Below are 22,207 nucleotides of genomic sequence, written 5' to 3'. Positions count from 1 at the left end.
TCGCTAGTCGCCGACCGAGCCGTCGGCCATCTCGCGCAGCAGGTCGAGGTGGCCGTTGTGCCGGGCGGTCTCCTCGATGAGGTGCAGCAGGATCCACCGCGCGGTCAGCGGGATGTTGCGCGACTGCTTGCCCTGCATCGTCATGTCGAGGTCGACGGTCTCGAACACCGCTCGCGTGCGTGCGGCCTCCTCCTCATAGAGCCGGATGACCTCGTCGAGCGGCAGCTCCAGGCCCTGACGCAGCTCCGCGTCGGGGTCCTCCTCGGTCCACGGTCCGTCGTCCTCGCCGCCGAACAGGTCGGCGTTGACCCACGACCGCTCGACCCAGCGCAGGTGGTTGAGCAGCGCCGCGGGCGTCGTCAGGGGCGAGGTCTCGATCGGCGCGTGGCGGGCCTTGTCCTCGTCGAGGCCCTGCACCTTGAACACCGCGGTCTCCTGGACGTACTTCAACATCGTGAGCAGCAACGTGCGCTCATCCCATGGTCCGTCGGGTCCCGGGTCGTCAGTTCTCGTCATGCGTCGAGCCTGCCACAGGCGACTGTCACAATGGGGGCGTGAATGAGCCGTTGGTGATGGGCATCGAGTCGTCCTGCGACGAGACCGGGGTCGGCATCGTGCGTGGCACGGAGCTGCTGGCGCATGCCCTCTCGTCGAGCATGGAGCAGCACGTACGCTTCGGCGGCGTCGTCCCCGAGGTCGCCAGCCGGGCCCACCTCGAGGCCATGGTGCCGACACTCGAGCAGGCCTACGCGGAGTCCGGCGTACGTGTGCAGGACGTCGACGCGATCGCGGTCACCAGCGGACCGGGCCTCACCGGCGCGCTGCTGGTCGGCGTGGCAGCGGCCAAGGCCTTGGCGCTGGCGCACGACAAGCCGCTCTACGGCGTCAACCACCTCGCCGCCCACGTCGCGGTCGACCAGCTCGAGCACGGCCGGTTCGACGAACGTGCCGTGGCCCTGCTGGTCAGCGGTGGCCACACCGAGATCCTGCTCGTCGACGACATCGTCACCGGCATCACGCTGCTCGGCCAGACGATCGACGACGCCGCCGGCGAGGCGTTCGACAAGGTCGCCCGGCTGCTCGGCCTGCCCTATCCCGGCGGCCCGCACATCGATCGCGTCGCCCGCGAGGGTGACGCGTCGACGATCGCCTTCCCCCGCGGCCTCACCGGCGGGCGCGACCTCGACAAGCACAGGTACGACTTCTCGTTCTCCGGCCTCAAGAGCGCGGTGGCGCGCCATGTGCAGCACGAGGACCGCATGGGGCGTACGTTCGCCGTCGCCGACATCGCCGCGTCGTTCCAGGACTCGGTCTGCGACGTGCTGACCAAGAAGGCCATCGACGCGTGCCTCGACCACGACGTCAAGACCCTCATCATCGGCGGTGGCGTGGCCGCCAACGGCCGCCTGCGCCAGTTCGCCGAGGAGCGCGCGGCCAGGGCCGGCATCCAGATCCGGGTGCCGCGCATCGGCCTGTGCACCGACAACGGCGCGATGGTCGCGGCGTTGGGCGCCGAGGTCGTACGCCGTGGGCTGCCGCCGTCATCGCTCAACCTGCCGGCCGACTCGAGCATGCCGGTCACCGACGTCGTCGCTGCCTAGCCGACCCGACCGAACCGCACGGCCTGCCCCGGCGCGGCCTGGGCGAGCCGGTCGGTGTGCCGGTCGAGCACGACCGCGATGACCGGGTAGCCACCGGTCACCGGATGGTCCGGGCCGAACACGATCGGCTGGCCGTCCGCCGAGACCTGGATGCTGCCGCGCACGCACGGCTCGCTGGGCAGCTCGTCGTGGCGCGACCGTTCGAGCACAGGCCCCGTCAGGCGTACGCCGACCCGGTTGGCTGCCGGACTGACCTGCCAGGGCGACTCGAGCAGCCGGCGCACGGCCGCCGTCGTGAACCAGTCGTCCCGCGGGCCGAGGATCACGTCGAGCATCAGCTCGCCGGTACGCCCGAGGGTCGGCACGTCCTCGATGCCGGGCGGATGTGTCGCGGTGCCCACCGCGAGCCGCTCGTCGGCCCTCAACGCCGCCGGTCCCAGCCCGGCCAGGGTGTCGGTCGAGCGCGAGCCGAGCTCTTCCGGCACGGCGAAACCCCCGGCCACCCCGACGTACGCCCGCAGCCCCGCCGTGGGTGCGCCGAGCGCGAGGCGCTGGCCGGGCTGCAGCCGGATCGCCCGCCCGTACGCCTGGGTGTCGCCGTCGACCGTGATGCTGCCGGCCCCTCCCGTCACCGCCATCCATGCAGGAGCCTCGGCCCGCAGCACGAGCCCCCCGCGCAGCACCTCGAGGGCGGCGGCGCCTGCCTCATTGCCCAGCACGAGGTTGACCTGGCGCAGCGCCGACCGGTCGAACGCGCCTGAGGGGCTGACCCCGAGGTGTCCGAGACCTGGTCGGCCGAGGTCCTGCACGAGCGTGAGCAACCCGGGCGACTCGACGACGAGGGTCATGCGACGACGAACCTGACAGTCGCGCCGGTCGTCAACAGAGCCGGCGGTTCGCGGCTGGTGTCCCACATCGCCAGCTCGGTGCGGCCGATGAGCTGCCAACCGCCGGGCGACTCCCGCGGATAGACGCCGCTGAACTCGCCCGCGAGCCCCACCGATCCGGCCGGCACCCGGTGGCGAGGGGAGTCGCGGCGCGGGACCTGCAGGCGTGGGTCTCCGCCGGCGAGGTAGGAGAACCCCGGCGCGAAACCGCCGAACGCCACCGTCCACGGTGTGCCGGTGTGCGCCTCGACGACCTCGACCGGCGTCAGTCCGGTGAGCCGGGCGACCTCGTCGAGATCGGCACCGTCGTAGACCACCCGGATCTCGACCTCCTGCCCGGCCGCCGACCCGGTCGACGACGCCGGCGACGTACGACCGACAAGCGAACGCAGCGCAGCCGGGTCGCCGCGGAGCAGCACGCTCCTGGCTCCCAGCACGACCTCGGCCTCGTCGTGGAGCGCGGCGAACCAGCGCTGTGCCTCGTCCAGGGACTTGCAGTCGAGCAGCAACGCCGTGTCGCCGTACGGCTTGAGGTTCACGCGATGACGCTCGTGAGCTCGGCTCCGTGCGCCTCGAGCGCGGCGCGTACGGCCTGCGCCAGCGCGAGGGCGCCGGGGCTGTCGCTGTGCACGCAGACCGACGACACCCGCTCCATCAGGCGTACGGCCTGGGCGGCGACGGCTTCGGGATCCTCGAGCACGGCGCCGGGCTCGCTGCGCGGGACGAGCCGTCCGTCGGACGTGTAGGCCCGGTCGGCGAAGCCCTCGCGGATGATCGGGATGCCGCACGCCTCGGCGATCGCCAGCGACACCGAGCCCGGCAACCCGAGCAGGGGGAGCGGTGTCGCGAGACCCTGGAGGGCGTCGACCACCGCCTGTGCCTGGACGTCGTCGTCGACGATGCGGTTGTAGAGCGCGCCGTGCGGCTTGACGTACGCCACGACCCCGCCGGCCGCCCGGGCGATCTCGTCGAGCAGCAGGATCTGGCTCAGCAGCTCGCCGGTGAGCTCGTCGGACGGCATGTCGAGGTGGAGCCGGCCGAAGTTGTCCCGGTCGGGATAGCCGACCTGGGCACCGATCGCCACGCCCCGCTCGACCGCCGCCTCGCACGTCACCCGCATGAGATCGGCGTCTCCGGCGTAGGCGCCGCAGCACACGTTGGCGCTGGTCACGACGTCCAGCAGCGCGACGTCCTCACCCGACTCCCACCGAGGCCACGACTCGCCGAGATCCGCGTTCAGGTCGATCCGCATGCGGCCAGCCTATGCCCCGAGATATGGATGCCGGTGCACCACGAAAGGGCCGTCTGTGGTGCACGAGAATCCATATCTCGGTGCGTCAGAGGCGCTCGACGAGGTAGGCCCGGCCGTTGCCGAGGACCCGGGTCATGATGATCGTCGCGGTGTTGGGGCCCTTGAGCTTGAGCCGGCGGACCAGCTCCTCGGGCACGACGTCGACACCGCGCTTCTTGACCGTCAGCGTCCCGACGCGCCGCACCTGGAGCGCCGCCTTGAGTGGCTTCTCCCTGAACGGCAGCTCGTCGACGATCCGGAATCCCCGCGCCAGCGGCGTCGGGTGCACGCCGTCCGAGGCGACGTACGCGATGTGGGCGTCGGGCAGCCAGCCGCCGATCGTCGCGGCGAGCTCGCTGACGAGGCCGGCGCGGATGACGGCGTCGTCGGGCTCGTAGAGGTAGGCCCCGACATCGGCCACCGCCACGGGCTCACCGGTCGACACGAGCCCGGCGCCCGACGGCAGCACCGTGGCCCTGCGCGTCGCCGATGCGAATGGCGCGCCCCACAGGCACGCCTCGACGAGGCTGCCCCCGTCGCTGACCCACTCGGCCTCGACGCCGGCCGGCACCGCGTCGTGCGCGAGGCCCGGCATCAGCTTGGCGACGGCGCGCCCCGCGAGCAGCTCCCGCACCCAGTCCCAGGGTGGCTGCAGGTCGGACGTCGAGAACGTACGACCGCGGCCGTCCCTGCGCGCTGGGTCGATGAAGGCGACCTCGTCGCGCCGCCTGTCGACCGAGCGCGCGTCGGCGCAGATGACCTCGCCGTCGAGCCCGTGGGCTCGCAGGTTGGCCGCCGCGACCGCTGCGCGTACGGGATCCAGCTCGACGCCGCGGACCTGCAGCCCGGCTCGCGCCAGCGCCACGAGGTCGCCCCCGATGCCGCAGCCGAGGTCGATCGCGCTGGTCGCGCCGGTCGAAGCCAGTCTGTGGGCTCGATGGGTGGCCACGGACATGCGCGTCGACTGCTCGAGCGCGTCGTGCGTGAAGTACATCCGCGCCGCGTCGGCACCGAACTTGGTCGCCGCCTTGCCGCGCAGGTGGTTCTGCGTCACGGCTGCCGCGACGAGCGATGGGGCGTACGTCTTCCGCAGGCGGGTGCCGAGCGCCAGGTCCGACTCGACGCCGGCCCGTTGCGCCACCTCGTCGAGCAACAGCTGGCCCGCGGGGGACAGCAGCTGCTCGAACGTCGCCAGATCCATGGAGGCAGTCTGCCGTGTGCTCGATGGTCCATCGAGCCTGCATCTCGCGATTAGCAGTCTCTTGGGTCGAGTGCCAGCGCCGTGCTAGATTTCGTATTGGCACTCTCGGCATGAGAGTGCCAAGCATCGGTGAGTACGACCCCCGCGACGGCGTGCCCACCAGCGTCCAACGTTCCACCGCCTGAAAGGGGAGGTCGACACGTGTCGGTCACCATCAAGCCGCTCGAGGATCGCCTGGTCATCCAGGCTGTCGAAGCCGAGCAGACCACTGCATCAGGTCTGGTCATCCCGGACACTGCCAAGGAGAAGCCCCAGGAGGGCAACGTCATCGCTGTCGGACCCGGTCGGGTCGACGACAACGGCAACCGCGTTCCTCTTGACGTCGCCGTCGGCGACAAGGTCATCTTCAGCAAGTACGGCGGCACCGAGGTCAAGTACGACGGCCAGGAGTACCTCATCCTGTCCGCTCGCGACGTCCTCGCTGTCGTTTCGTGATCTGACGCCCCGGCGCCCTTCCGAGGGCGCCGGGGCCTCTCACGTTTCCCCGTCGCACCCATAATTTTTGAAAGAAGCTGACATGCCCAAGATCCTCGAATTCGACGAGAACGCCCGCCGCTCGCTCGAGCGCGGCGTCGACAAGCTCGCCAACACCGTCAAGGTCACCCTCGGCCCCAAGGGTCGCTACGTCGTCCTCGACAAGAAGTGGGGCGCCCCCACGATCACCAACGACGGCGTGACCGTCGCGCGTGAGGTCGAGCTCGACGACCCGTTCGAGAACCTCGGCGCCCAGCTGGCCAAGGAAGTCGCCACCAAGACCAACGACGTCGCCGGTGACGGCACGACGACCGCGACCGTCCTGGCCCAGGCCATGGTCCACGAGGGCCTCCGCGCCGTTGCGGCCGGCGCCAACCCGGTCGGCCTCAAGAAGGGCATCGAGGCGGCCGTCGAGGCTGTCGTCACGCGCCTGCACGAGGTCGCCCGCGACGTCGACGACATCAAGGACATGACCGACGTCGCGACCGTCTCGTCGCGCGACGGTGTCATCGGCCAGCTCATCGCCGAGGCGTTCGACAAGGTCGGCAAGGACGGCGTGATCACGGTCGAGGAGTCCAACACCATGGGCACCGATCTCGAGTTCACCGAGGGCATGCAGTTCGACAAGGGCTACCTGTCGCCCTACTTCGTGACCGACACCGAGCGCATGGAGACCGTCCTCGACGATCCCTACATCCTCGTCAACCAGGGCAAGATCTCGTCCGTCAGCGACCTGCTGCCGATCCTCGAGAAGGTCGTCCAGGCCGGCAAGCCGCTGTTCATCATTGCCGAGGACGTCGACGGCGAGGCGCTGTCCACGATCGTCGTCAACAAGATCCGCGGCACGTTCACGTCGGCCGCTGTCAAGGCGCCTGCCTTCGGTGACCGTCGCAAGGCCATGCTGCAGGACATCGCGACCCTCACGGGCGCGCAGGTCGTCACACCCGACGTCGGCCTCAAGCTCGACCAGATCGGCCTCGAGGTGCTCGGCACGGCTCGCCGTGTCGTCATCACCAAGGACGCCACCACGATCATCGACGGCGGCGGCGACAAGGCCGAGGTCGACGGGCGCGTCAGCCAGATCAAGGCCGAGATCGACAACACCGACTCCGACTGGGACCGCGAGAAGCTCCAGGAGCGCCTCGCCAAGCTCGCCGGCGGCGTCTGTGTCATCAAGGTCGGCGCGGCCACCGAGGTCGAGCTCAAGGAGAAGAAGCACCGCATCGAGGACGCCGTCTCGGCGACTCGCGCGGCGATCGAGGAGGGCATCGTCGCCGGTGGCGGCTCGGCCCTCGTCCACGCCGTCTCGGTGCTCGACGACAACCTGGGCCTGTCGGGCGACGAGGCGATCGGTGTCCGCATCGTCCGCATCGGTGCCGACGCCCCGCTCGAGTGGATCGCCCGCAACGGCGGCGTCTCCGGCGAGGTCGTCGTCAACAAGGTTCGCGAGAGCGGCCAGGGCTACAACGCGGCCACCGAGCAGTACGGCGACCTGGTCGCCCAGGGTGTCCTCGACCCGGTCAAGGTCACGCGCTCCGCGCTGGCCAACGCCGCGTCGATCACCGCGATGCTGCTCACGACCGAGACGCTGATCGTCGAGAAGCCGGCCGAAGAAGCCGCCGACGCGCACGCGGGTCACAATCACTAGAACCAGCGGATGATCGCGGGCTCCACCTTCGGGTGGGGCCCGCTTTCGCGTTCGGGCTAGATTCCTTCGGGTGAGCACCTCGCCGCACGACTTCGAAGGCGTACGCGCCGAGCTCGACCTCCCACCCGTCGCCGAGACCGCCGACTTCCCGCCCGACGTGCTCGCCGAGGCCGAGACGATCGCCGGAGCCGATCGGCCGGAGGTCGAGGACGCGACCGCGATCCCGTTCGTCACGATCGACCCGCCCGGCGCGCGTGACCTCGACCAGGCGATGTTCCTCGAGCGCGTCGACGACGGGTTCCGGGTCCACTACGCGATCGCGGACCTGGGTGCCGCCATCCCGCCCGGCGGCGCCGTCGACGCCGAGGCTCGCCGCCGTGGCCAGACGATCTACCTGCCCGACGGACGTGTGCCCCTGCACCCGCCGGTGCTGTCCGAGGATGCCCTGAGCCTGCTCGCCGACCAGGTGCGCGGCGCAGCGGTCTGGACGATGGACGTCGCCGCAGACGGCACGCTGAGCAACGTCTCCGTACGCCGCGCGCGCGTGAAGTCCGTTGCACAGCTCGACTACGAGGGCGTGCAGCAGACGTTCGACGCCGGCACGCCGCATCCGTCAGTCGAGCCGCTCGCCGACCTCGGCCGGCTCCGTCAACGCGTGCGTGTCGATCGTGGTGCGATCGAGCTCGCCCTGCCGGAGCAGGAGGTCGAGCGCGACGGCGACGGCTGGCGGGTCGTCATGCGGGTACGCACGGAGGTCGACGGGTGGAACGCGGAGATCTCCCTGCTGACCGGCATGGCGGCGGCGCAGCTGATGCTCGACGCCGAGGTCGGCCTGCTCCGCACCCTCCCGCCGGCCGACGACCGGGCCGAGGCCGACTTCCTGCGCACCGCGCGCACGCTCAAGGTCGCCGTGCCCGAGGGCGCCACGCCCGCACACGTGCTCATCGGGCTCGATCCCACCCTTCCGGCCTCCATAGCGCTGATGACCGAGGCGACCCGGCTGCTCCGCGGAGCCGGCTACGAGGCGTTCGACGGCTCGAGGCCGGCGCAGGTCGACCATGCCGGAGTGGGTGGCCCGTACGCCCACGTGACCGCACCGCTGCGACGCCTGGCCGACCGCTTCGGCACCGAGGTGTGCCTCGCGATCTGCGCGCAGCAACCCGTGCCCGACTGGGTTCGTGAGGCGCTCCCGTCGCTGCCGGACATCATGAAGGAGTCGGACCGGCGTGCGTCCAAGGCCGACCGGACGTGCATCGACCAGGCCGAGGTGTGGGCGCTGGCGGGTCGGGTCGGCGAGTCCTTCGACGCCGTCGTCATGCACGCCGACCGCGAGGGGGGCGAGGTCGCGGTGCTCGAGCCTCCGGTCATCGCTCGGTGCCGCGGCGCCGGACTGCCCGAAGGAGAGCAGGTCAGCGTGCGTCTGAGCGAGGTCGACGAGGTACGTCGTGAGGTGCAGTTCACGTTCGGGGGCCCTGCCGAGTAGGCATTTCCTTAGGTTAGGCTGCCCTTATGAAACGCAGATACTTCGCAGCCTCCGCAGCGATCGCCCTCGTGACCCTCGCCGCCTGTGGCACCTCCTCCCCGGACGACTCGGGGAGCGGTCCCTGGACCTACACCGACGACCGCGGCACGACGATCACGCTCGACGAGACGCCGAAGCGCGTCGTCGCCCAGTCCTCCCTCGCCGCGGGGCTCAAGGATCTCGGCGTCGACGTGGTCGGCGTCTTCGGCCCGCTCAAGCTCGCCGACGGCTCGCTCGACCCGCAGGCGGCGGGCCTCGATCCCGACACGATCACCGACGTCACCGCCGGTGGGGAGTACGGCAGCCTCGACCTCGAGAAGCTGGCCGCCCTCAAGCCCGACCTCGTGGTGACGAACATGTACCTCCCGCCGGACCTCTGGTACATCAACGACGCGACGGCCAAGAAGGTCGCCAAGCTGGCCCCGATCCTGGCCGTGGACTTCCACGGCGACTCGATCATCGAGAGCATCGAGGACGTCCAGAAGGTCGGCGCGAAGCTGGGCGCCGACCTCGACTCGGCCAAGGTGCTCAAGGGCCGCACGGACTTCGACGCGGCGAGCAAGCGGCTCACCGACGTCGGAGCAGAGCTGGCCGACCGCAAGGTGCTGGTCGTGTCCGGCACCAAGGACCTCTTCTATGTCGCCGATCCCGCCCAGTTCCCCGACCTGGACTACTACGAGTCGCTGGGCCTCCCGGTCATCAAGGCCAAGGCCAAGCCGGGGACCTACTGGGAGGACATGAGCTGGGAGAAGTCCGACACGTACGACGCCGACGTCGTGATGTGGGACTCTCGCGAGGGTGGCTCGACCCTCCAGCAGTTCAAGGACCAGCCGGTGTTCTCCACCATCACGGCAGCGAAGAACGACGCCTGGGTGCCGTGGGCGGCCGTCGCGCCGGCCAGCTTCGCGGCGTACGCGGACGTCATCGACCGCCTCGCCGACGACATCGAGGACCAGCTGTGAAGTGCCTCGGCACGATCGTGGCGTCGGCGTCCCTGCTGGTGGTCGCTGCCTGCGGCTCCTCGGCGTCCGACGACGAGGGCGCCGGCTCCTGGACGTACAAGGACGATCTGGGGCACGCGATCTCGCTCGACCACGCGCCGAAGCGACTCATCGTGCAGTCCTCGATGGCGGCCGCACTGACCGACCTGGGGCTCGGGGACCAGATCGTCGGCACGTTCGGCCCGCTCAAGAACGCCGAGGGCCAGCCGGACTCGCAGGTCGCCGGGCTCGACATCGACAAGGCGGAGGACGTCACGGGCGGCGGCGAGTACGGCTCGATCGACCTCGAGAAGGCGGCCAGCCTCAAGCCCGACCTGGTCGTCACGAGCGCGTACCTCAAGAGCGACCTCTGGTACGTCAACGACGCGACGGCCACGAAGCTCAAGCAGCTCGCGCCGATCCTGGTCGTGAGCTTCGACGGCAAGACGCTGCCGCAGATGCTCGACTCGACCGAGCGTGCGGCCAAGGCGCTGGGCGCCGACGTCGACTCGGACGCCGTCGAGAAGGCGCACACCGACTTCGCGGCGGCGGCGGAGCGGGTCGAGCGGGCCGGCCAGGCGCTCGGCAGCAAGAAGATCCTGGTCGGCTCACCGGCCAAGGATGTCTTCTACGTCTCCAACCCCGAGGTCAGCCCGGACCTGAAGTACTGGCGCGACCGGCTCAAGCTCCCGCTGGTGGTGCCGGCCAAGCCCGACGAGGGTGGCTACTTCCAGACGCTGAGCTGGGAGAAGGCCGATCTCTATCCCGCCGACGTGTTCCTCTACGACGACCGGGTGGGCAAGGCCGGGCTCGCGATCCTCGACGACCAGCCGGTGTTCCAGACGTTGCGGGCCGCGAAGGACACGGCGTACGTCCCGTGGACCTCGGTCGCGCCGCCCAGCTATCGGGCGTACGCCGACATCATGAATCGCCTGGCGACCGAGCTCGAGAAGTATGCGTCCTAGTCGGAACGGCGCTGGTCGAGTCCGGCCAGCACGATGTCGAGCTTGCGGTCGTACCAACCGCGGCCGCGCCAGACCTCTTCGGTGTCGTATGCCTTGAGGACCGGCAGTCGGGGCCCGTCGGCGTGGCTCTGCTCGATGGCCTTGAGGCGGCGCATCTCCGCCGACGCGGTCAGCGCCAGCGTGATGACGAACTCGACAGCCACGGCGGCGTCCTCGAGCAGGAATCCCTGGCCCTGGAGGGACTCGATGTACTTCTCGATGCGCTCCTCCACCGCTCGGGGCGACTTGGGTGCACCGAGCGCAGCCGTGTCGAGGCCCGGATGGTCCTCGCACATCTGCCAGATGGTCAGGCCGATGCCCCTCAGCAGCTCCTGCCAAGGCAGGGAGGCATCGGGCCAGGTCGCGGCCAGGATCGCCTTGTCGAGGGCTCGGACGAGCAAGTCGTCCCGATCCTCGACGTAGCGGTACAGACCGGAATGAGCAACCCCGAGCCGACGGGCTACCGACGGCATGCTGAACGTGGCGATTCCGTCGTCAAGCGCAGCCTGCGCGATGACGTCGACTGTGAGTGCCCGCGGGCGCCCTGGCTTGCGATCCATCCCAGCATCATACTGCGAGTACGGTCCAACCGTCGGTTCTTCTGTGACGCCGGTCGCACGGCCCGGCCGGCACGCCGGTCGCACTTCCGCCGGGCGATAGGATGTGGCCATGGAGAACACGGGCATTCCTGACAAGTTTGCGTCCCTCGGACTCACGTACGACGACGTCCTCCTGCTGCCCGGCTTCTCCGACCTCAATCCCAGCGAGATCGACACGACGTCACGCCTGACGCGTGAGATCAACCTCCGGATCCCGCTGATCAGCGCCGCGATGGACACCGTCACGGAGTCGCGGATGGCGATCGCGATGGCCCGCCAGGGCGGCATCGGTGTGCTGCACCGCAACCTGTCGCTCGAGGACCAGGCCTACCAGGTCGACCTCGTCAAGCGGACCCAGACCGGCATCATCTCCAACCCCGTGACGATCGGCCCCGACGCGACGCTCGAGGAGCTCGACCGCATCTGTGGCGAGTACCGGGTCTCGGGGCTCCCGGTCGTCGACACCGACAACCGGCTGCTCGGCATCATCACCAACCGCGACCTCCGGTTCACCCCGGTCGCCGAGTGGGCCACGACCAAGGTCGACGAGGTCATGACGCCGATGCCGCTCATCACGGGGCCCGAGGGCATCTCCCGGGAGGACGCGACGCTGCTGCTGCGCAAGCACAAGCGTGAGCGGCTCCCGCTGGTCGACGACGCCGGCCGGCTCGCCGGACTCATCACGGTCAAGGACTTCGTCAAGTCCGAGCAGTTCCCCCACGCGTCCAAGGACGCCGACGGGCGCCTCATGGTCGGCGCGGCGATCGGCTACTTCGGCGACGCCTGGCAGCGCGCCACGACCCTGATCGACGCCGGCGTCGACGTGCTGGTCGCCGACACCGCGCACGGACACGTCCGGATGCTGCTCGACATCGTCAAGCGGCTCAAGACCGACCCGGCGACCCGTCACGTGCAGGTCATCGGCGGCAACGTCGCGACCCGCGAGGGTGCGCAGGCGTTCGTCGACGCCGGGTCCGACGCGGTCAAGGTGGGCTTCGGTCCCGGCTCGATCTGCACGACCCGCGTCGTCACCGGATGCGGCGTCCCCCAGATCACCGCGGTCTACGAGGCGTCGCTGGCGGCCAGGCCCGCTGGCGTGCCGGTCATCGCCGACGGCGGCCTGCAGCAGTCAGGCGACATCGCCAAGGCCCTGGTCGCCGGTGCCGAGACCGTCATGATCGGCTCGATGCTGGCCGGCGTCGAGGAGTCACCCGGCGAGGTCGTCTTCGTCAACGGCAAGCAGTTCAAGGCCTATCGCGGCATGGGCTCGCTCGGCGCGATGAGCAGCCGCGGCAAGAAGTCCTACTCCAAGGACCGCTACTTCCAGGCCGAGATCACGAGCGACGACCAGATCGTTCCCGAGGGCGTCGAGGGCCAGGTCGCCTATCGTGGTCCGCTGTCGGCGGTCGCGCACCAGCTCATCGGCGGGCTCAACCAGTCGATGTTCTACGTCGGCGCCCGGACGATCCCGGAGCTGCAGGACAAGGGCCGCTTCGTGCGCATCACCTCGGCCTCGCTCAAGGAGAGCCACCCGCACGACATCCAGATGACCGCCGAGGCGCCCAACTATTCGTCGCGCTGAGCAGCGCCCCGCCATGCTCACCGCTCACGGCCGATAGCCTCGACTCGTGGCCACCCGCAATGTCGCTGTCTTCATCGATGCCGAGAACCTGTTCAAGGGTTACGGCAAGCTCGACATCCCTGATGTGTCGATGGAGGACATCCTCAAGCAGCTCGAGTCCGCCGCCGCGTTGGCGGCTGACGGCGGCAACATCGCCGTCGCGCGGGCGTACGCCGACTGGAACGCCCTGGGGCTCGAAGACTACCGGCGCGACGTGGAGCGGGCCGGGGTGCAGACCGTGCAGGTCTTCTCGGTCAGCAAGGCCGAGAAGAACGCGGCTGACATCGTGCTCGTCGTCGACTGCCTCCGCGTGGCTGCCGAGCTGGAGCAGATAGACGTCTTCGTGATCGTGTCCGCCGACGGCGACTTCGTGCCGCTCGTGCGTCGTCTGCACGAGCTCAACAAGTACGTGGTCGGTGCGACGCTTCCCGACCACCGCCCCAACAACGTCCTCGAGCGCGAGGTCGACCAGTACGTCACGCTCAAGCTGGCCGCCAAGCCTCCGCCGGTCGCAGCACTCAAGCCGCTGTTCTCGTCCGGCGAGCAGGCAGCGCCGGCCGAGAGCCGCCCGCGCAAGAGCGCACGCAAGGCGCCGGCCGAGAAGCCGGCAGTCGAGGAGCAGCCCGAACCGCGGGCGACGAAGGCCACGGCGAAGAAGGCCGCGGCCAAGGAGGACAAGCCGGCCAAGGAGGACAAGCCGGCCAAGAAGGCCGCCGCCAAGAAGGCTGAGCCCGCCAAGAAGGCTTCAGCCAAGAAGTCCGCGAGCCAGGCACCGGCTGCCGCTGGCAAGGGCAAGGTCAACTGGCACGCCCTGGCGCAGGAGATCCCCGTCGTCCACGGCGAGGCCGCGACCTCGCCGGAGGACTACAAGGCGATCATCAAGAAGGTCCTCTCCGACTCCAAGGTGCGCAGCTTCAGCGACCAGCTGGCCAACCACGGTGGCCCGCTGCCGATCCTGGCGATGGCGATCAAGGCGGCGGCGCCCAAGCTCAGTCCGTCGGACGCCAGGGTCAGCTCGCTGTCGCGGGCGCTCCGGTTCGCGCTGGCCGGCACGCAGTACGCCCTGGCCCGCGAGAGCGACGACGTCCAGCCCGTGCTCGTGCGCCGCTCGACCAAGCCCGCCGGCATGCTGCCCGACCTGTCGCTCGACGACATCCAACGAGGCGTCCAGTAGGTCAGAGGGTCACCGGTACGCCCTAGGCTGTACGCATGGCAGACATCGAGATCGGCACGGCCAAGCGCGGTCGGCGGGCGTACTCCTTCGACGACATCGCGATCGTCCCGAGCCGGCGTACGCGCGACCCCGAGGAGGTCTCGACCGCGTGGCAGATCGATGCCTACCGCTTCGAGCTGCCCGTCATCGCCGCCCCGATGGACTCGGTCATGAGCCCCGAGACGGCGATCGCCCTCGGCAAGCACGGCGGCCTCGGCGTGCTCGACCTCGAAGGACTGTGGACCCGCTACGAGGACCCGGAGAAGCTGCTCGAGGAGGTCGCCGGCATCGACGGACCGCTCGCGACGAAGCGGCTCCAGGAGATCTACGCCGAGCCGATCAAGGCCGAGCTCATCACGGCGCGTCTGCACCAGATGCGCGAGTCCGGCGTCACGGTGGCCGGGGCGCTCTCCCCGCAACGGACCAAGCAGTTCGCCGATGTCGTCGTCGAGGCCGGTGTCGACCTGTTCGTCATCCGCGGCACGACGGTGTCGGCCGAGCACGTCTCGGGACAGACCGAGCCGCTCAACCTCAAGGAGTTCATCTACGAGCTCGACGTGCCGGTCATCGTCGGTGGCTGCGCGACCTATCAGGCGGCGCTGCACCTCATGCGCACCGGTGCGGCCGGCGTCCTCGTCGGCTTCGGCGGCGGCGCGGCCCACACGACGCGCAGCGTGCTCGGTGTGGCGGTCCCGATGGCCTCGGCCGTCGCGGACGTGGCCGCAGCCCGTCGTGACTACCTCGACGAGTCCGGCGGCCGCTACGTCCACGTCATCGCCGACGGCTCGATCGGCCGCAGCGGCGACATCGCCAAGGCGATCGCCTGCGGAGCCGACGCCGTCATGATCGGCTCGCCGTTCGCGCGTGCCGTCGAGGCCCCGGGTCGCGGGTTCCACTGGGGCGCCGAGGCCTGGCACCCCGACCTGCCCCGTGGCGCCCGGGTCGAGATGGGCACGGTCGGCGACCTCGAGTCCGTGCTGTTCGGCCCTTCGTCGGTGCCCGACGGCACGATGAACCTCATCGGGGCGCTGCGTCGCGCGATGGCGACGACCGGCTACACCGACCTCAAGGAGTTCCAGCGGGTCGAGGTCGTCGTCGGTTGACGACCACCGTCGAGCGGGTGCCGTTCGAGCATCCTGACGCCGTGGCGCTGCGCGACGAGCACGTGGCCTATGGCAACCAGCTCTATGCGTCCGACCCCGCGTCGCTGCACCGCTCCGGCTCGGAGGGCATCGAGCCGGCATCCGTCGTGGCGACCGTTGTCGCGTACGACGAGGACGGGCCCGTGGGCCACGCCTGCCTCCGCGAGCTCGACGGCGAGCTCGAGATCAAGCGCATGTACGTCGTGCCGAGTCGCCGTGGATCCGGCATCGCCGACGAGCTGCTCGGCGCGATGGAGGACGTGGCCCGCGACGAGGGGGCGAGCCGGGTCATCATCCACACCGGCGACCGGCAGCATGCGGCGCTGAAGTTCTACGACCGGCACGGCTACACGCCGATCCCGGTCTACCCGCCCTACGAGGACGTCACCTACTCGCTGTGCTTCGAGAAGCTGCTGTGATGCAGGTCCAGTCGGTCCATGTCTATCCGATCAAGGCCACGGCCCCGGTCGACCTCACGTCGGCCCACGTGGAGCTCGCCGGGTTGCGCGACGACCGGCGCTGGGCCGTGGTCGACCCGCATGGCGCCCGGCTCAACGCCACGACGCACGACCGGCTGCTCATGGTCACGGCGACGCCTGGCGAACTCGGTGCCCTGACGCTCACCGCGCCCAGCCAGGCATCACTCACCGTGCCCGTCCCGATCGGTGGCCCGGAGGTCCCGGTCAACGTCACCAGGCTCTCGACGATGATCGATGCCGGCGACGCCGCCGCCGCGTGGCTGAGCGGCTTGCTTGACGAGCCCGTACGCCTGGTGTGGCAGGACGACCCGGCGCGGCGACCGATCTCCCAGCAGCACGGTGGCCTGGGCGCGGAGCCCTTGAGCCTCGCCGACACCGGACCGTTGCTGCTCACGACGACGTCGTCGCTCGCCCAGCTCGAGGCGTGGATCGCCCAGGAGCACGAGCCGGAGCCCATGGCGATGCAGCGCTTCCGGCCCAATGTCGTCGTCGACGGCTCCGACGTGGCGTTCGCCGAGGACGACTGGCGCGGCATCCACATCGGCGACGTGCCCTACCGGTTCGCCGAGCACTGCGACCGGTGCATGGTGACGACGATCGACCCGGTGACCCTCGCGCACGGCAAGGAGCCCATCCGTACGCTCGCGCGCCACCGCAAGTGGGCCGGGAAGACCTGGTTCGGCATCCGGATCATCCCGCTCGCGACCGGCAAGGTGTCGGTGGGCGACGAGGTCACGATCGCGTAGCGACGTCGAACACATCACACCCGGGGTGACTGGCCCGCTGGGTCAGGGGTGCCTTAGCATGGTGAGGCTAGCCTTATTTTGAGGCGGAGCCCCGATCCCGAAGGACATCTCCAGCAATGAAGCCTCTTGCCACGCTCAGCGTGCTGACGATCGCCGCCCTGAGCCTCACGGCCTGCGCCTCCGACCCCAAGGCGTCCGGTGGGCTCACGGTCAGCGCCACGGACTCCAAGTGCGAGGTCTCGCAGACCGACCTCAAGGCCGGCCCCTCGACGTTCAAGGTCACCAACAAGGGCAGCAAGGTCACCGAGTTCTACGTGTATGCCGACGGCGATCGCATCATGGGCGAGGTAGAGAACGTGGGCCCCGGTCTGACCCGCAACCTCGTGGTCGACCTGCCCAAGGGCACCTACCAGGGCGCGTGCAAGCCCGGCATGGTCGGCGACGGCATCCGCCAGAAGATCACCGTCACCGGTGAGGCTGCCAAGAAGCTGTCCGACTCCGAGCAGCTCAAGGCCGCGGCGACGTCGTACGAGCGCTACGTCAGTTCGCAGACCGTCGCGCTGATCGCCAAGACCGAGGAGTTCGTCACCGCCGTCAAGGAGGGCGATGTCGCCGAGGCCAAGAAGCTCTACCCGATCGCGCGTACGTACTGGGAGCGCATCGAGCCCGTCGCCGAGAAGTTCGGCGACCTCGATCCCCTGACCGACGGCCGCGAGGCCGACGCCAAGGCCGAGAAGCGCGACTTCACCGGCTGGCACCGCATCGAGAAGCAGCTCTGGGTCGACAACAACACCGAGGGCATGGCCACCTACGCCGACAACCTGCTCGTCAACGTCAAGAAGATCGTGGCGCTCGGCAAGGACGCGCCGCTCACGGCGCTCGAGCTGGCCCAGGGCTCCAAGGGCCTGCTCGACGAGGTCGCGACGAGCAAGATCACCGGCGAGGAGGACGAGTTCAGCCACACCGACCTCTGGGACTTCAAGGCCAACATCGAGGGTTCGCAGGCCGCCATCGCGGCGCTGCGCCCCGTGCTCGTGAAGCAGGATCCCGCCCTGGTCAAGGAGCTCGACGCCAGGTTCAAGACGCTCGATGAGGACCTCGACCAGTACCAGGACGACAACGGCGACTGGACGTTCTACGACAAGCTCACGAAGGCGCAGGTCAAGCGCCTGTCCGACCTGGTGGCCGCTGTCAGCGAACCGATCAGCCGCGTCGCCGCCGTGGTTGCCGAGTCTGCGTAGCCTGAACTGATGTCCGAGACGAACGAATCCACGAGCGGGCTCTCCAGGCGCAAGCTGATCGGAGCGGCGGGCATCGGTGCGCTGGCTGTCGGTGCCGGCGCCGGCGGTGGCTACGCCGTGGGTCGCCAGGGCGACGAGCCGACCGCCGGCGTCCCCGATCCCGATGCCCAGCCGATCCCGTTCGAGGGCGTCCACCAGGCCGGCATCGTCACGCCGGCGCAGGACCGTCTCTACTTCGTCACGCTCGACATGACGAGCGAGGAGCGCGCCGACCTGATCTCGTTGCTCAAGGACTGGACCGACGCGTCGCGACAGATGACGCAGGGCAACGACGTCGGCAAGTTCGGCGCCGTGTCCGGGTCGCCGTTCGCGCCGCCGGAGGACACCGGTGAGGCGCTCGGCCTGCCGCCGTCAGGGCTCACCATCACGGTGGGCTTCGGCCGCAGCCTGTTCGTCGACGCCAAGGGCAAGCCCCGGTTCGGCCTCGACGGCAAGCTGCCCGACAAGCTCAAGGAGCTGCCCGCGTTCTCCGGCGACCAGCTCGATCCGGCGATCAGCGACGGCGATCTCGCGATCCAGGCCTGCGCCAACGACCCGCAGGTCGCGGTGCACGCGGTGCGCAACCTCGTACGCATCGCCTTCGGCCGGGCGTCGGTGCGCTACTCGCAGATGGGCTTCGGGCGTACGTCCTCGACGTCGTCTGCGCAGGTCACGGCTCGCAACATGCTGGGCTTCAAGGACGGCACGGCCAACATCAAGGTCGAGGACAAGAAGGACGTCGAGGACTTCGTCTGGGTGTCCGAGGAGGACGGCCCGGACTGGCTCGTCGGCGGCTCCTACCTGGTCAGTCGCAAGATCAACATGCGCATCGAGATCTGGGACCGTGAGCCCCTCGAGGGCCAGGAGAACATCATCGGCCGCGCCAAGGGCTCCGGTGGCCCGCTGTCTGGCGGCGATGAGTTCGCCACGATCGACTTCAAGAAGAAGAACGATCGCGGCGCACCGGTCATCGACATGAAGTCGCACGTACGCCTCGCGCACCCCGACTTCAACCACGGCGCCAAGCTGCTGCGGCGAGGCTACAACTTCGTCGACGGCTCGGACGGGCTCGGACAGCTGTCGGCCGGGCTGTTCTTCATCGCCTACCAGCGTGACCCCGAGAAGCAGTTCGTGCAGGTCCAGCGCTCGCTCGCGGGCTCGCAGAACGACCTGCTCAACGAGTACATCGTGCACGTCAGCTCCGGTCTGTTCGCCTGCCCGCCCGGCGTGGGCCGCAAGGGTTTCTGGGGCGAGAGGCTCTTCGACTAGACCACGTTGAACCAGGTCTGCAGTCGCGCGATGCGGCGCAGCACCAGCTGGTCGACGAGCAGCGCGACGAGCAACGAGATGCCGAAGAACGGCAGGAAGACCCCGAGCGCGACGATCGCGACCGCAAGCAGCGGGCTGCCACGCAGCGGCATCCGACCCCGTGGTGCTGCCACGGATCCGCCGCCCCTGGGTCGCCGCCGCCACCACATCATCGGGCCCGACAGGCACATGAAGATCACCATGAGGCACGACAGCGCCGCGGCCCAGAAGCTGACCGGCCCGAAGCTGCGCCCTTCGTGCAGCCCGATGCCTTGCGAGACGAGCTTGGCCAGAGCGGGATAGTCAGCGAAGCCGTACGTGCCGACGACCTGCCCGCCGTACTGGTCGATGTGCACGGTCTTCTCCCGTGACGGGTCGTGGAACGCGTAGCTGATCGCGGAGAAGACGCCTTTGTCGTCCGTGGGCAGCGCGATCGTCAGCGGGTGGTGGAGCCCGGCCTTGTCGGCGACGGCGACGGCGGTGTCGATGTTGGCGATTGACACATCCTTGCCCGGCTTGGCCGACTGCGGCACCGTGGAGTCGCCCTGCGCCCACGGGATCTCGTGAGCGTGGCTGTGCGGCAAGGACTCGTCCAGCGTGGAACCCTTCTTGGACACCCCGCCGGGATCACTGCCCCACATCGAGGTGCTGTGGTCCGTGGCCATGGTCTGCGCGTGCTTGCCCCAGAAGGCCGTCCACGGCAGTCCCGAGACCAGCAGGACCAGCAGGCTCACGCCGACGACCGAGCCGATGACGGCGTGCCTGCTGCGCATCGCTGACCCGGCGGCGCCCGAGAGACGGCGCCGCAGACGCGCGGCTCGGCCGCGGATGAACAGGTAGTAGCCGGTCAGCGCCATCACGATCGCCCAGCACACGCCGAGCTCCATCAGGATGTCGCCGGTGGAGCCGAGCATCATGTTGGTGTGCAGGCGTACCGCCAGGCCGCTGAGTGTCGTGTCGGGATTGAGCTCGCCGAGCACCTCGCCGGTCCACGGGTTGACGTACGCGTCGCGGCTCGAGCCGTCCGGCAGGCTGAGGTAGAAGTCGGTCGACCGGTCGTCGCCCTTCGGCTCGGTCATCGACGCGATCGTGGCCTTCGGGTACGCCTTGGCGACGGCGGCGCGCTGGTCCTCGTACGGCACCCGCTGCGTCGCTCCGGCCGGCTGCTCGACCTTCATGACGTCGGCGTGCATCAGCGGCTCGATCTGGAACCGCAGGAGGTAGATGAGCCCGGTCGAGGCCAGCACCAGCAGGATCGGGGCCACGATGAACGCGGCGTAGAAGTGCCAGCGCCAGAACGCGCGGAACAACCCACCGCTCGGCTTGCGCTCCTTGGCGTCGCGGCGCGCGGGCGCCAGCGTGTCAGTCGCCATCGGGGTCGCCGGAGGTCGTGGCGGCGTGGGGGCGGGACGCCATCAGGAGGAGGCAGAACACGACGATCGCCGTGGAGAGCCCGAGCAGCAGGAGCATGGGATCGAGCGAGGGGCTGTCGTCGGCCGTGGTGGCGACGTACGCGGAGTCCGGCGCGGGCGCAGGTGCCTCGGTCGTGGTCCTGGGGGCGGGTGTCGTGGCGGTGGTGGTCGGCGTCGTCGGCGCTGCGGCACTCGGCGCGGCTGCGGCCGGGGTCGTGGCGGCTGGAGCAGGCGCGGCCGGCTTCGCCTTGGCCGAGATCGTCGCGTGCATGTCCGGGTGGACGCTGCACGTGTAGGAGTAGGCGCCGGCCGAGGTGAACGTGTAGCTCCAGCTCTTGCCCTTCGTCAGCATCGGCGAACGGAACTTCACCGGCCCGCTGGTGACGACGACGTCGTGCGGAACGCTGTCCTGGTTGGTCCACGTGACGGTGTCACCCTGCGTGATGCTCATCGAGCCGGACCCATACGCATAGCTCTTGATCGTGATCTGGTGCGTCGCGGCCGAGGCCTCGGAGGCCGGCCACACCAGGACGGTGAGGAGAGCGAGGAGGCTGGCGAGCAGGACCCGCGGACCCTTCCGGGGAGCGGTGGAGAGCCGAGATGACATGGAATGTCCTTCCGTGGGTGGTGCGGCCGGTCATACTGGGGGCGTGGTGGTCCGGCCGGTTGCGACTCGGCCGGACCACCACATCTGTTCCGCTCCTAGCAGGAGCTCAGATCCTCACCGACCAGCGGCTTGATCATGTTCTCGACGAGCACCGTGTGCGTCTTGACGTACTGGTTGATCGCGAGTGCGTCGGTCACCTGCTGGCCGACCCCAGTCTCCAGGTGCGCGGCATAGACGTGCTGCAGGAACGTGTCCAGCGTTGACTGGACCCCGCCGAGCAACGGCTTGAGCATGTTCTCGACCAGGACCAGGTGGGTCTTGAGGTACTGGTCGAGGCTCAGGGCGTCAGTGACCTGCTGCCCGACGCTCGTCTCGAGGTGCGCTGCGTAGAGGTGCTGCAGGAACACGTTGACCGTCGAGTCCAGGCCCGTGCAGACGTCGTCCCCGCCGCCCATCGGCGGCATCGTCGGCGTCGGTGTGGGCGTCGGCGTGTCAGTGGGCTTGGGCGTCGGCGTGGTCGGCGTCGGCGTCGGGGTCGTGCCGGAGCCCGTCACCGTGACCTTGGCCGTCATGTCCGGGTGCACCGCGCAGTAGTACGAGTACGTACCGGGCGTCTTGAACGTGTACGAGAAGCTCTGCCCCTTGGAGAGGTTTCCGGAGTTGAACTTCACCGGGCCGCTCGTGACCGTCACCGTGTGGGGCGCCGTGTCCATGTTGGTCCACTTGACGGTGTCGCCCACGGCGACGGTCAAGGACGCAGGGGTGAACTTGTAGTTCTCGATCATCACCTGCTTCGTGACCGCCGCCTTCGTCGTGGTGCTCGTGGCAGTGGCCGCAGAGGCGGCTGTGGCCGAGGCCGCAGCGGCCTTGGCCTTCGTCGTCGCGGCGCTCGCCGAGAGGGTGTCCGAGGACTCGGACGCTCCGGCGGAGAGCCCGGCGACGGACACGATCGCGGTGAGCACCCCGCCGATCACGAGCGCCATGAGACCCCATCGCTTCGGGGTCGGGTGGGTGTCGGTCCTGCTGGTCGTGCTGGTCATGCGTGGTCTCATCGAGCCGCTCCTTCTGTGGGTTGTGGTTCACCCGGACAGCTGGCCGACTGCGACTCGGCCAGAGCTCCGGTTGTCTGGAT

22 protein-coding genes are annotated in these 22,207 nt (G+C 69.5%); 13 read left to right on the top strand and 9 right to left on the bottom strand.

Features of this window, described 5'->3' with window-relative positions; all coding sequences use genetic code 11:
* Positions 1–3: 3 nt before the first annotated feature.
* A complete protein-coding gene (locus ASC61_RS03255) occupies positions 4–516 on the bottom strand; it encodes a DinB family protein (RefSeq protein WP_056209287.1) in 513 nt (170 codons plus the stop codon).
* A gap of 38 nt (positions 517–554) precedes the next feature.
* Between ASC61_RS03255 and tsaD the strand changes: the two genes are divergently transcribed.
* On the top strand, positions 555–1,601 hold the full coding sequence (gene tsaD / locus ASC61_RS03250) for a tRNA (adenosine(37)-N6)-threonylcarbamoyltransferase complex transferase subunit TsaD (RefSeq protein ID WP_235503469.1): 1,047 nt from the start codon (positions 555–557) through the stop codon (positions 1,599–1,601).
* Here the strand turns inward: tsaD and ASC61_RS03245 are convergent.
* The 4 genes from ASC61_RS03245 to ASC61_RS03230 all read right to left on the bottom strand — a co-directional run bounded on the left by ASC61_RS03245 (position 1,598) and on the right by ASC61_RS03230 (position 4,980).
* Positions 1,598–2,449 (bottom strand): biotin-dependent carboxyltransferase family protein, encoded by an 852-nt coding sequence (locus ASC61_RS03245; protein WP_056209282.1) that lies wholly within the window; start codon positions 2,447–2,449, stop codon positions 1,598–1,600. The two genes, tsaD and ASC61_RS03245, sit on opposite strands and share 4 nt — an antisense overlap.
* Entirely contained in the window at positions 2,446–3,027 is a 582-nt protein-coding gene (locus tag ASC61_RS03240) for a 5-oxoprolinase subunit B family protein (protein ID WP_056209279.1), read from the bottom strand. Before ASC61_RS03240 ends, ASC61_RS03245 begins: the two co-directional genes overlap by 4 nt.
* Positions 3,024–3,740, bottom strand: coding sequence for a LamB/YcsF family protein (locus ASC61_RS03235; protein WP_056209277.1), 717 nt, complete (start codon positions 3,738–3,740; stop codon positions 3,024–3,026). Before ASC61_RS03235 ends, ASC61_RS03240 begins: the two co-directional genes overlap by 4 nt.
* A gap of 85 nt (positions 3,741–3,825) precedes the next feature.
* Positions 3,826–4,980 (bottom strand): class I SAM-dependent methyltransferase, encoded by a 1,155-nt coding sequence (locus ASC61_RS03230; RefSeq protein ID WP_056209274.1) that lies wholly within the window; start codon positions 4,978–4,980, stop codon positions 3,826–3,828.
* 201 nt (positions 4,981–5,181) lie between these two features.
* On the opposite strand from ASC61_RS03230, the gene groES reads away from it, so the two are divergent.
* The 5 genes from groES (at position 5,182) to ASC61_RS03205 (ending at position 10,629) form a co-directional block, all read left to right on the top strand.
* On the top strand, positions 5,182–5,475 hold the full coding sequence (gene groES, locus ASC61_RS03225) for a co-chaperone GroES (RefSeq protein WP_056209271.1): 294 nt from the start codon (positions 5,182–5,184) through the stop codon (positions 5,473–5,475).
* A gap of 82 nt (positions 5,476–5,557) precedes the next feature.
* Complete coding sequence (groL, locus tag ASC61_RS03220; protein ID WP_056209269.1) at positions 5,558–7,162, top strand: chaperonin GroEL; 1,605 nt, start codon at positions 5,558–5,560, stop codon at positions 7,160–7,162.
* A gap of 70 nt (positions 7,163–7,232) precedes the next feature.
* Entirely contained in the window at positions 7,233–8,645 is a 1,413-nt protein-coding gene (locus ASC61_RS03215; protein WP_056209267.1) for an RNB domain-containing ribonuclease, read from the top strand.
* A 26-nt stretch (positions 8,646–8,671) separates the two neighbouring features.
* Complete coding sequence (locus ASC61_RS03210; protein ID WP_056209264.1) at positions 8,672–9,646, top strand: ABC transporter substrate-binding protein; 975 nt, start codon at positions 8,672–8,674, stop codon at positions 9,644–9,646.
* On the top strand, positions 9,643–10,629 hold the full coding sequence (locus tag ASC61_RS03205) for an ABC transporter substrate-binding protein (protein ID WP_056209260.1): 987 nt from the start codon (positions 9,643–9,645) through the stop codon (positions 10,627–10,629). The genes ASC61_RS03210 and ASC61_RS03205 overlap by 4 nt, the downstream gene beginning before the upstream one ends.
* Here the strand turns inward: ASC61_RS03205 and ASC61_RS03200 are convergent.
* A complete protein-coding gene (locus tag ASC61_RS03200; RefSeq protein ID WP_056209256.1) occupies positions 10,626–11,228 on the bottom strand; it encodes a TetR/AcrR family transcriptional regulator in 603 nt (200 codons plus the stop codon). The genes ASC61_RS03205 and ASC61_RS03200 overlap by 4 nt on opposite strands.
* Positions 11,229–11,337: 109 nt before the next feature.
* Here ASC61_RS03200 and guaB point away from each other — a divergent pair, with 109 nt between their 5' ends.
* The 7 genes from guaB (at position 11,338) to efeB (ending at position 19,017) form a co-directional block, all read left to right on the top strand.
* Positions 11,338–12,849: an IMP dehydrogenase gene (guaB, locus tag ASC61_RS03195; protein ID WP_056209253.1), complete on the top strand. Its 1,512-nt coding sequence runs from the start codon at positions 11,338–11,340 to the stop codon at positions 12,847–12,849.
* A gap of 46 nt (positions 12,850–12,895) precedes the next feature.
* Positions 12,896–14,062 carry an NYN domain-containing protein gene (locus tag ASC61_RS03190; RefSeq protein ID WP_056209250.1) on the top strand — a complete coding sequence of 389 codons (1,167 nt, stop codon included), beginning with the start codon at positions 12,896–12,898 and terminating at the stop codon, positions 14,060–14,062.
* A 35-nt stretch (positions 14,063–14,097) separates the two neighbouring features.
* Positions 14,098–15,204 carry a GuaB3 family IMP dehydrogenase-related protein gene (locus ASC61_RS03185; protein ID WP_056209247.1) on the top strand — a complete coding sequence of 369 codons (1,107 nt, stop codon included), beginning with the start codon at positions 14,098–14,100 and terminating at the stop codon, positions 15,202–15,204.
* The gene (locus tag ASC61_RS03180) at positions 15,201–15,662 is read left to right on the top strand and encodes a GNAT family N-acetyltransferase (RefSeq protein WP_056209244.1); all 462 of its coding nucleotides are present in this window, start codon (positions 15,201–15,203) and stop codon (positions 15,660–15,662) included. Before ASC61_RS03185 ends, ASC61_RS03180 begins: the two co-directional genes overlap by 4 nt.
* Complete coding sequence (locus tag ASC61_RS03175; RefSeq protein WP_056215232.1) at positions 15,662–16,468, top strand: MOSC domain-containing protein; 807 nt, start codon at positions 15,662–15,664, stop codon at positions 16,466–16,468. The genes ASC61_RS03180 and ASC61_RS03175 overlap by 1 nt, the downstream gene beginning before the upstream one ends.
* Positions 16,469–16,584: 116 nt before the next feature.
* Positions 16,585–17,709: an iron uptake system protein EfeO gene (gene efeO, locus ASC61_RS03170; protein ID WP_056209234.1), complete on the top strand. Its 1,125-nt coding sequence runs from the start codon at positions 16,585–16,587 to the stop codon at positions 17,707–17,709.
* Between the two features lie 9 nt (positions 17,710–17,718).
* Positions 17,719–19,017 (top strand): iron uptake transporter deferrochelatase/peroxidase subunit, encoded by a 1,299-nt coding sequence (efeB, locus tag ASC61_RS03165; protein ID WP_056209231.1) that lies wholly within the window; start codon positions 17,719–17,721, stop codon positions 19,015–19,017.
* Here the strand turns inward: efeB and ASC61_RS03160 are convergent.
* The 3 genes from ASC61_RS03160 to ASC61_RS20210 form a co-directional block, all read right to left on the bottom strand.
* A complete protein-coding gene (locus tag ASC61_RS03160) occupies positions 19,014–20,429 on the bottom strand; it encodes a PepSY-associated TM helix domain-containing protein (protein ID WP_056209228.1) in 1,416 nt (471 codons plus the stop codon). The two genes, efeB and ASC61_RS03160, sit on opposite strands and share 4 nt — an antisense overlap.
* Entirely contained in the window at positions 20,419–21,075 is a 657-nt protein-coding gene (locus ASC61_RS03155) for a plastocyanin/azurin family copper-binding protein (RefSeq protein ID WP_056209225.1), read from the bottom strand. The genes ASC61_RS03160 and ASC61_RS03155 overlap by 11 nt, the downstream gene beginning before the upstream one ends.
* 95 nt (positions 21,076–21,170) lie before the next feature.
* Positions 21,171–22,115 carry a cupredoxin domain-containing protein gene (locus ASC61_RS20210; protein ID WP_056209221.1) on the bottom strand — a complete coding sequence of 315 codons (945 nt, stop codon included), beginning with the start codon at positions 22,113–22,115 and terminating at the stop codon, positions 21,171–21,173.
* Between the last annotated feature and the right edge of the window lie 92 nt (positions 22,116–22,207).

This window comes from Aeromicrobium sp. Root344 (assembly GCF_001425755.1).
Taxonomy (GTDB): domain Bacteria; phylum Actinomycetota; class Actinomycetes; order Propionibacteriales; family Nocardioidaceae; genus Aeromicrobium.
The sequence above is the reverse complement of the archived record's forward strand: the minus strand, read 5'-3'. Positions and strand labels throughout refer to the sequence as shown.

Bases quoted from the DNA above. Each gene is read 5' to 3' on its own strand.
- ASC61_RS03210 (WP_056209264.1), top strand. From the start codon at position 8,672: ATGAAACGCAGATACTTCGCAGCCTCCGCAGCGATCGCCCTCGTGACC.
- ASC61_RS03255 (WP_056209287.1), bottom strand. From the start codon at position 516: ATGACGAGAACTGACGACCCGGGACCCGACGGACCATGGGATGAGCGC.
- efeB (WP_056209231.1), top strand. From the start codon at position 17,719: ATGTCCGAGACGAACGAATCCACGAGCGGGCTCTCCAGGCGCAAGCTG.
- ASC61_RS03230 (WP_056209274.1), bottom strand. From the start codon at position 4,980: ATGGATCTGGCGACGTTCGAGCAGCTGCTGTCCCCCGCGGGCCAGCTG.
- ASC61_RS03155 (WP_056209225.1), bottom strand. From the start codon at position 21,075: ATGTCATCTCGGCTCTCCACCGCTCCCCGGAAGGGTCCGCGGGTCCTG.
- ASC61_RS03235 (WP_056209277.1), bottom strand. From the start codon at position 3,740: ATGCGGATCGACCTGAACGCGGATCTCGGCGAGTCGTGGCCTCGGTGG.
- ASC61_RS03175 (WP_056215232.1), top strand. From the start codon at position 15,662: ATGCAGGTCCAGTCGGTCCATGTCTATCCGATCAAGGCCACGGCCCCG.
- ASC61_RS03245 (WP_056209282.1), bottom strand. From the start codon at position 2,449: ATGACCCTCGTCGTCGAGTCGCCCGGGTTGCTCACGCTCGTGCAGGAC.
- ASC61_RS20210 (WP_056209221.1), bottom strand. From the start codon at position 22,115: ATGACCAGCACGACCAGCAGGACCGACACCCACCCGACCCCGAAGCGA.
- groL (WP_056209269.1), top strand. From the start codon at position 5,558: ATGCCCAAGATCCTCGAATTCGACGAGAACGCCCGCCGCTCGCTCGAG.
- ASC61_RS03185 (WP_056209247.1), top strand. From the start codon at position 14,098: ATGGCAGACATCGAGATCGGCACGGCCAAGCGCGGTCGGCGGGCGTAC.
- ASC61_RS03160 (WP_056209228.1), bottom strand. From the start codon at position 20,429: ATGGCGACTGACACGCTGGCGCCCGCGCGCCGCGACGCCAAGGAGCGC.
- efeO (WP_056209234.1), top strand. From the start codon at position 16,585: ATGAAGCCTCTTGCCACGCTCAGCGTGCTGACGATCGCCGCCCTGAGC.
- ASC61_RS03200 (WP_056209256.1), bottom strand. From the start codon at position 11,228: ATGGATCGCAAGCCAGGGCGCCCGCGGGCACTCACAGTCGACGTCATC.
- guaB (WP_056209253.1), top strand. From the start codon at position 11,338: ATGGAGAACACGGGCATTCCTGACAAGTTTGCGTCCCTCGGACTCACG.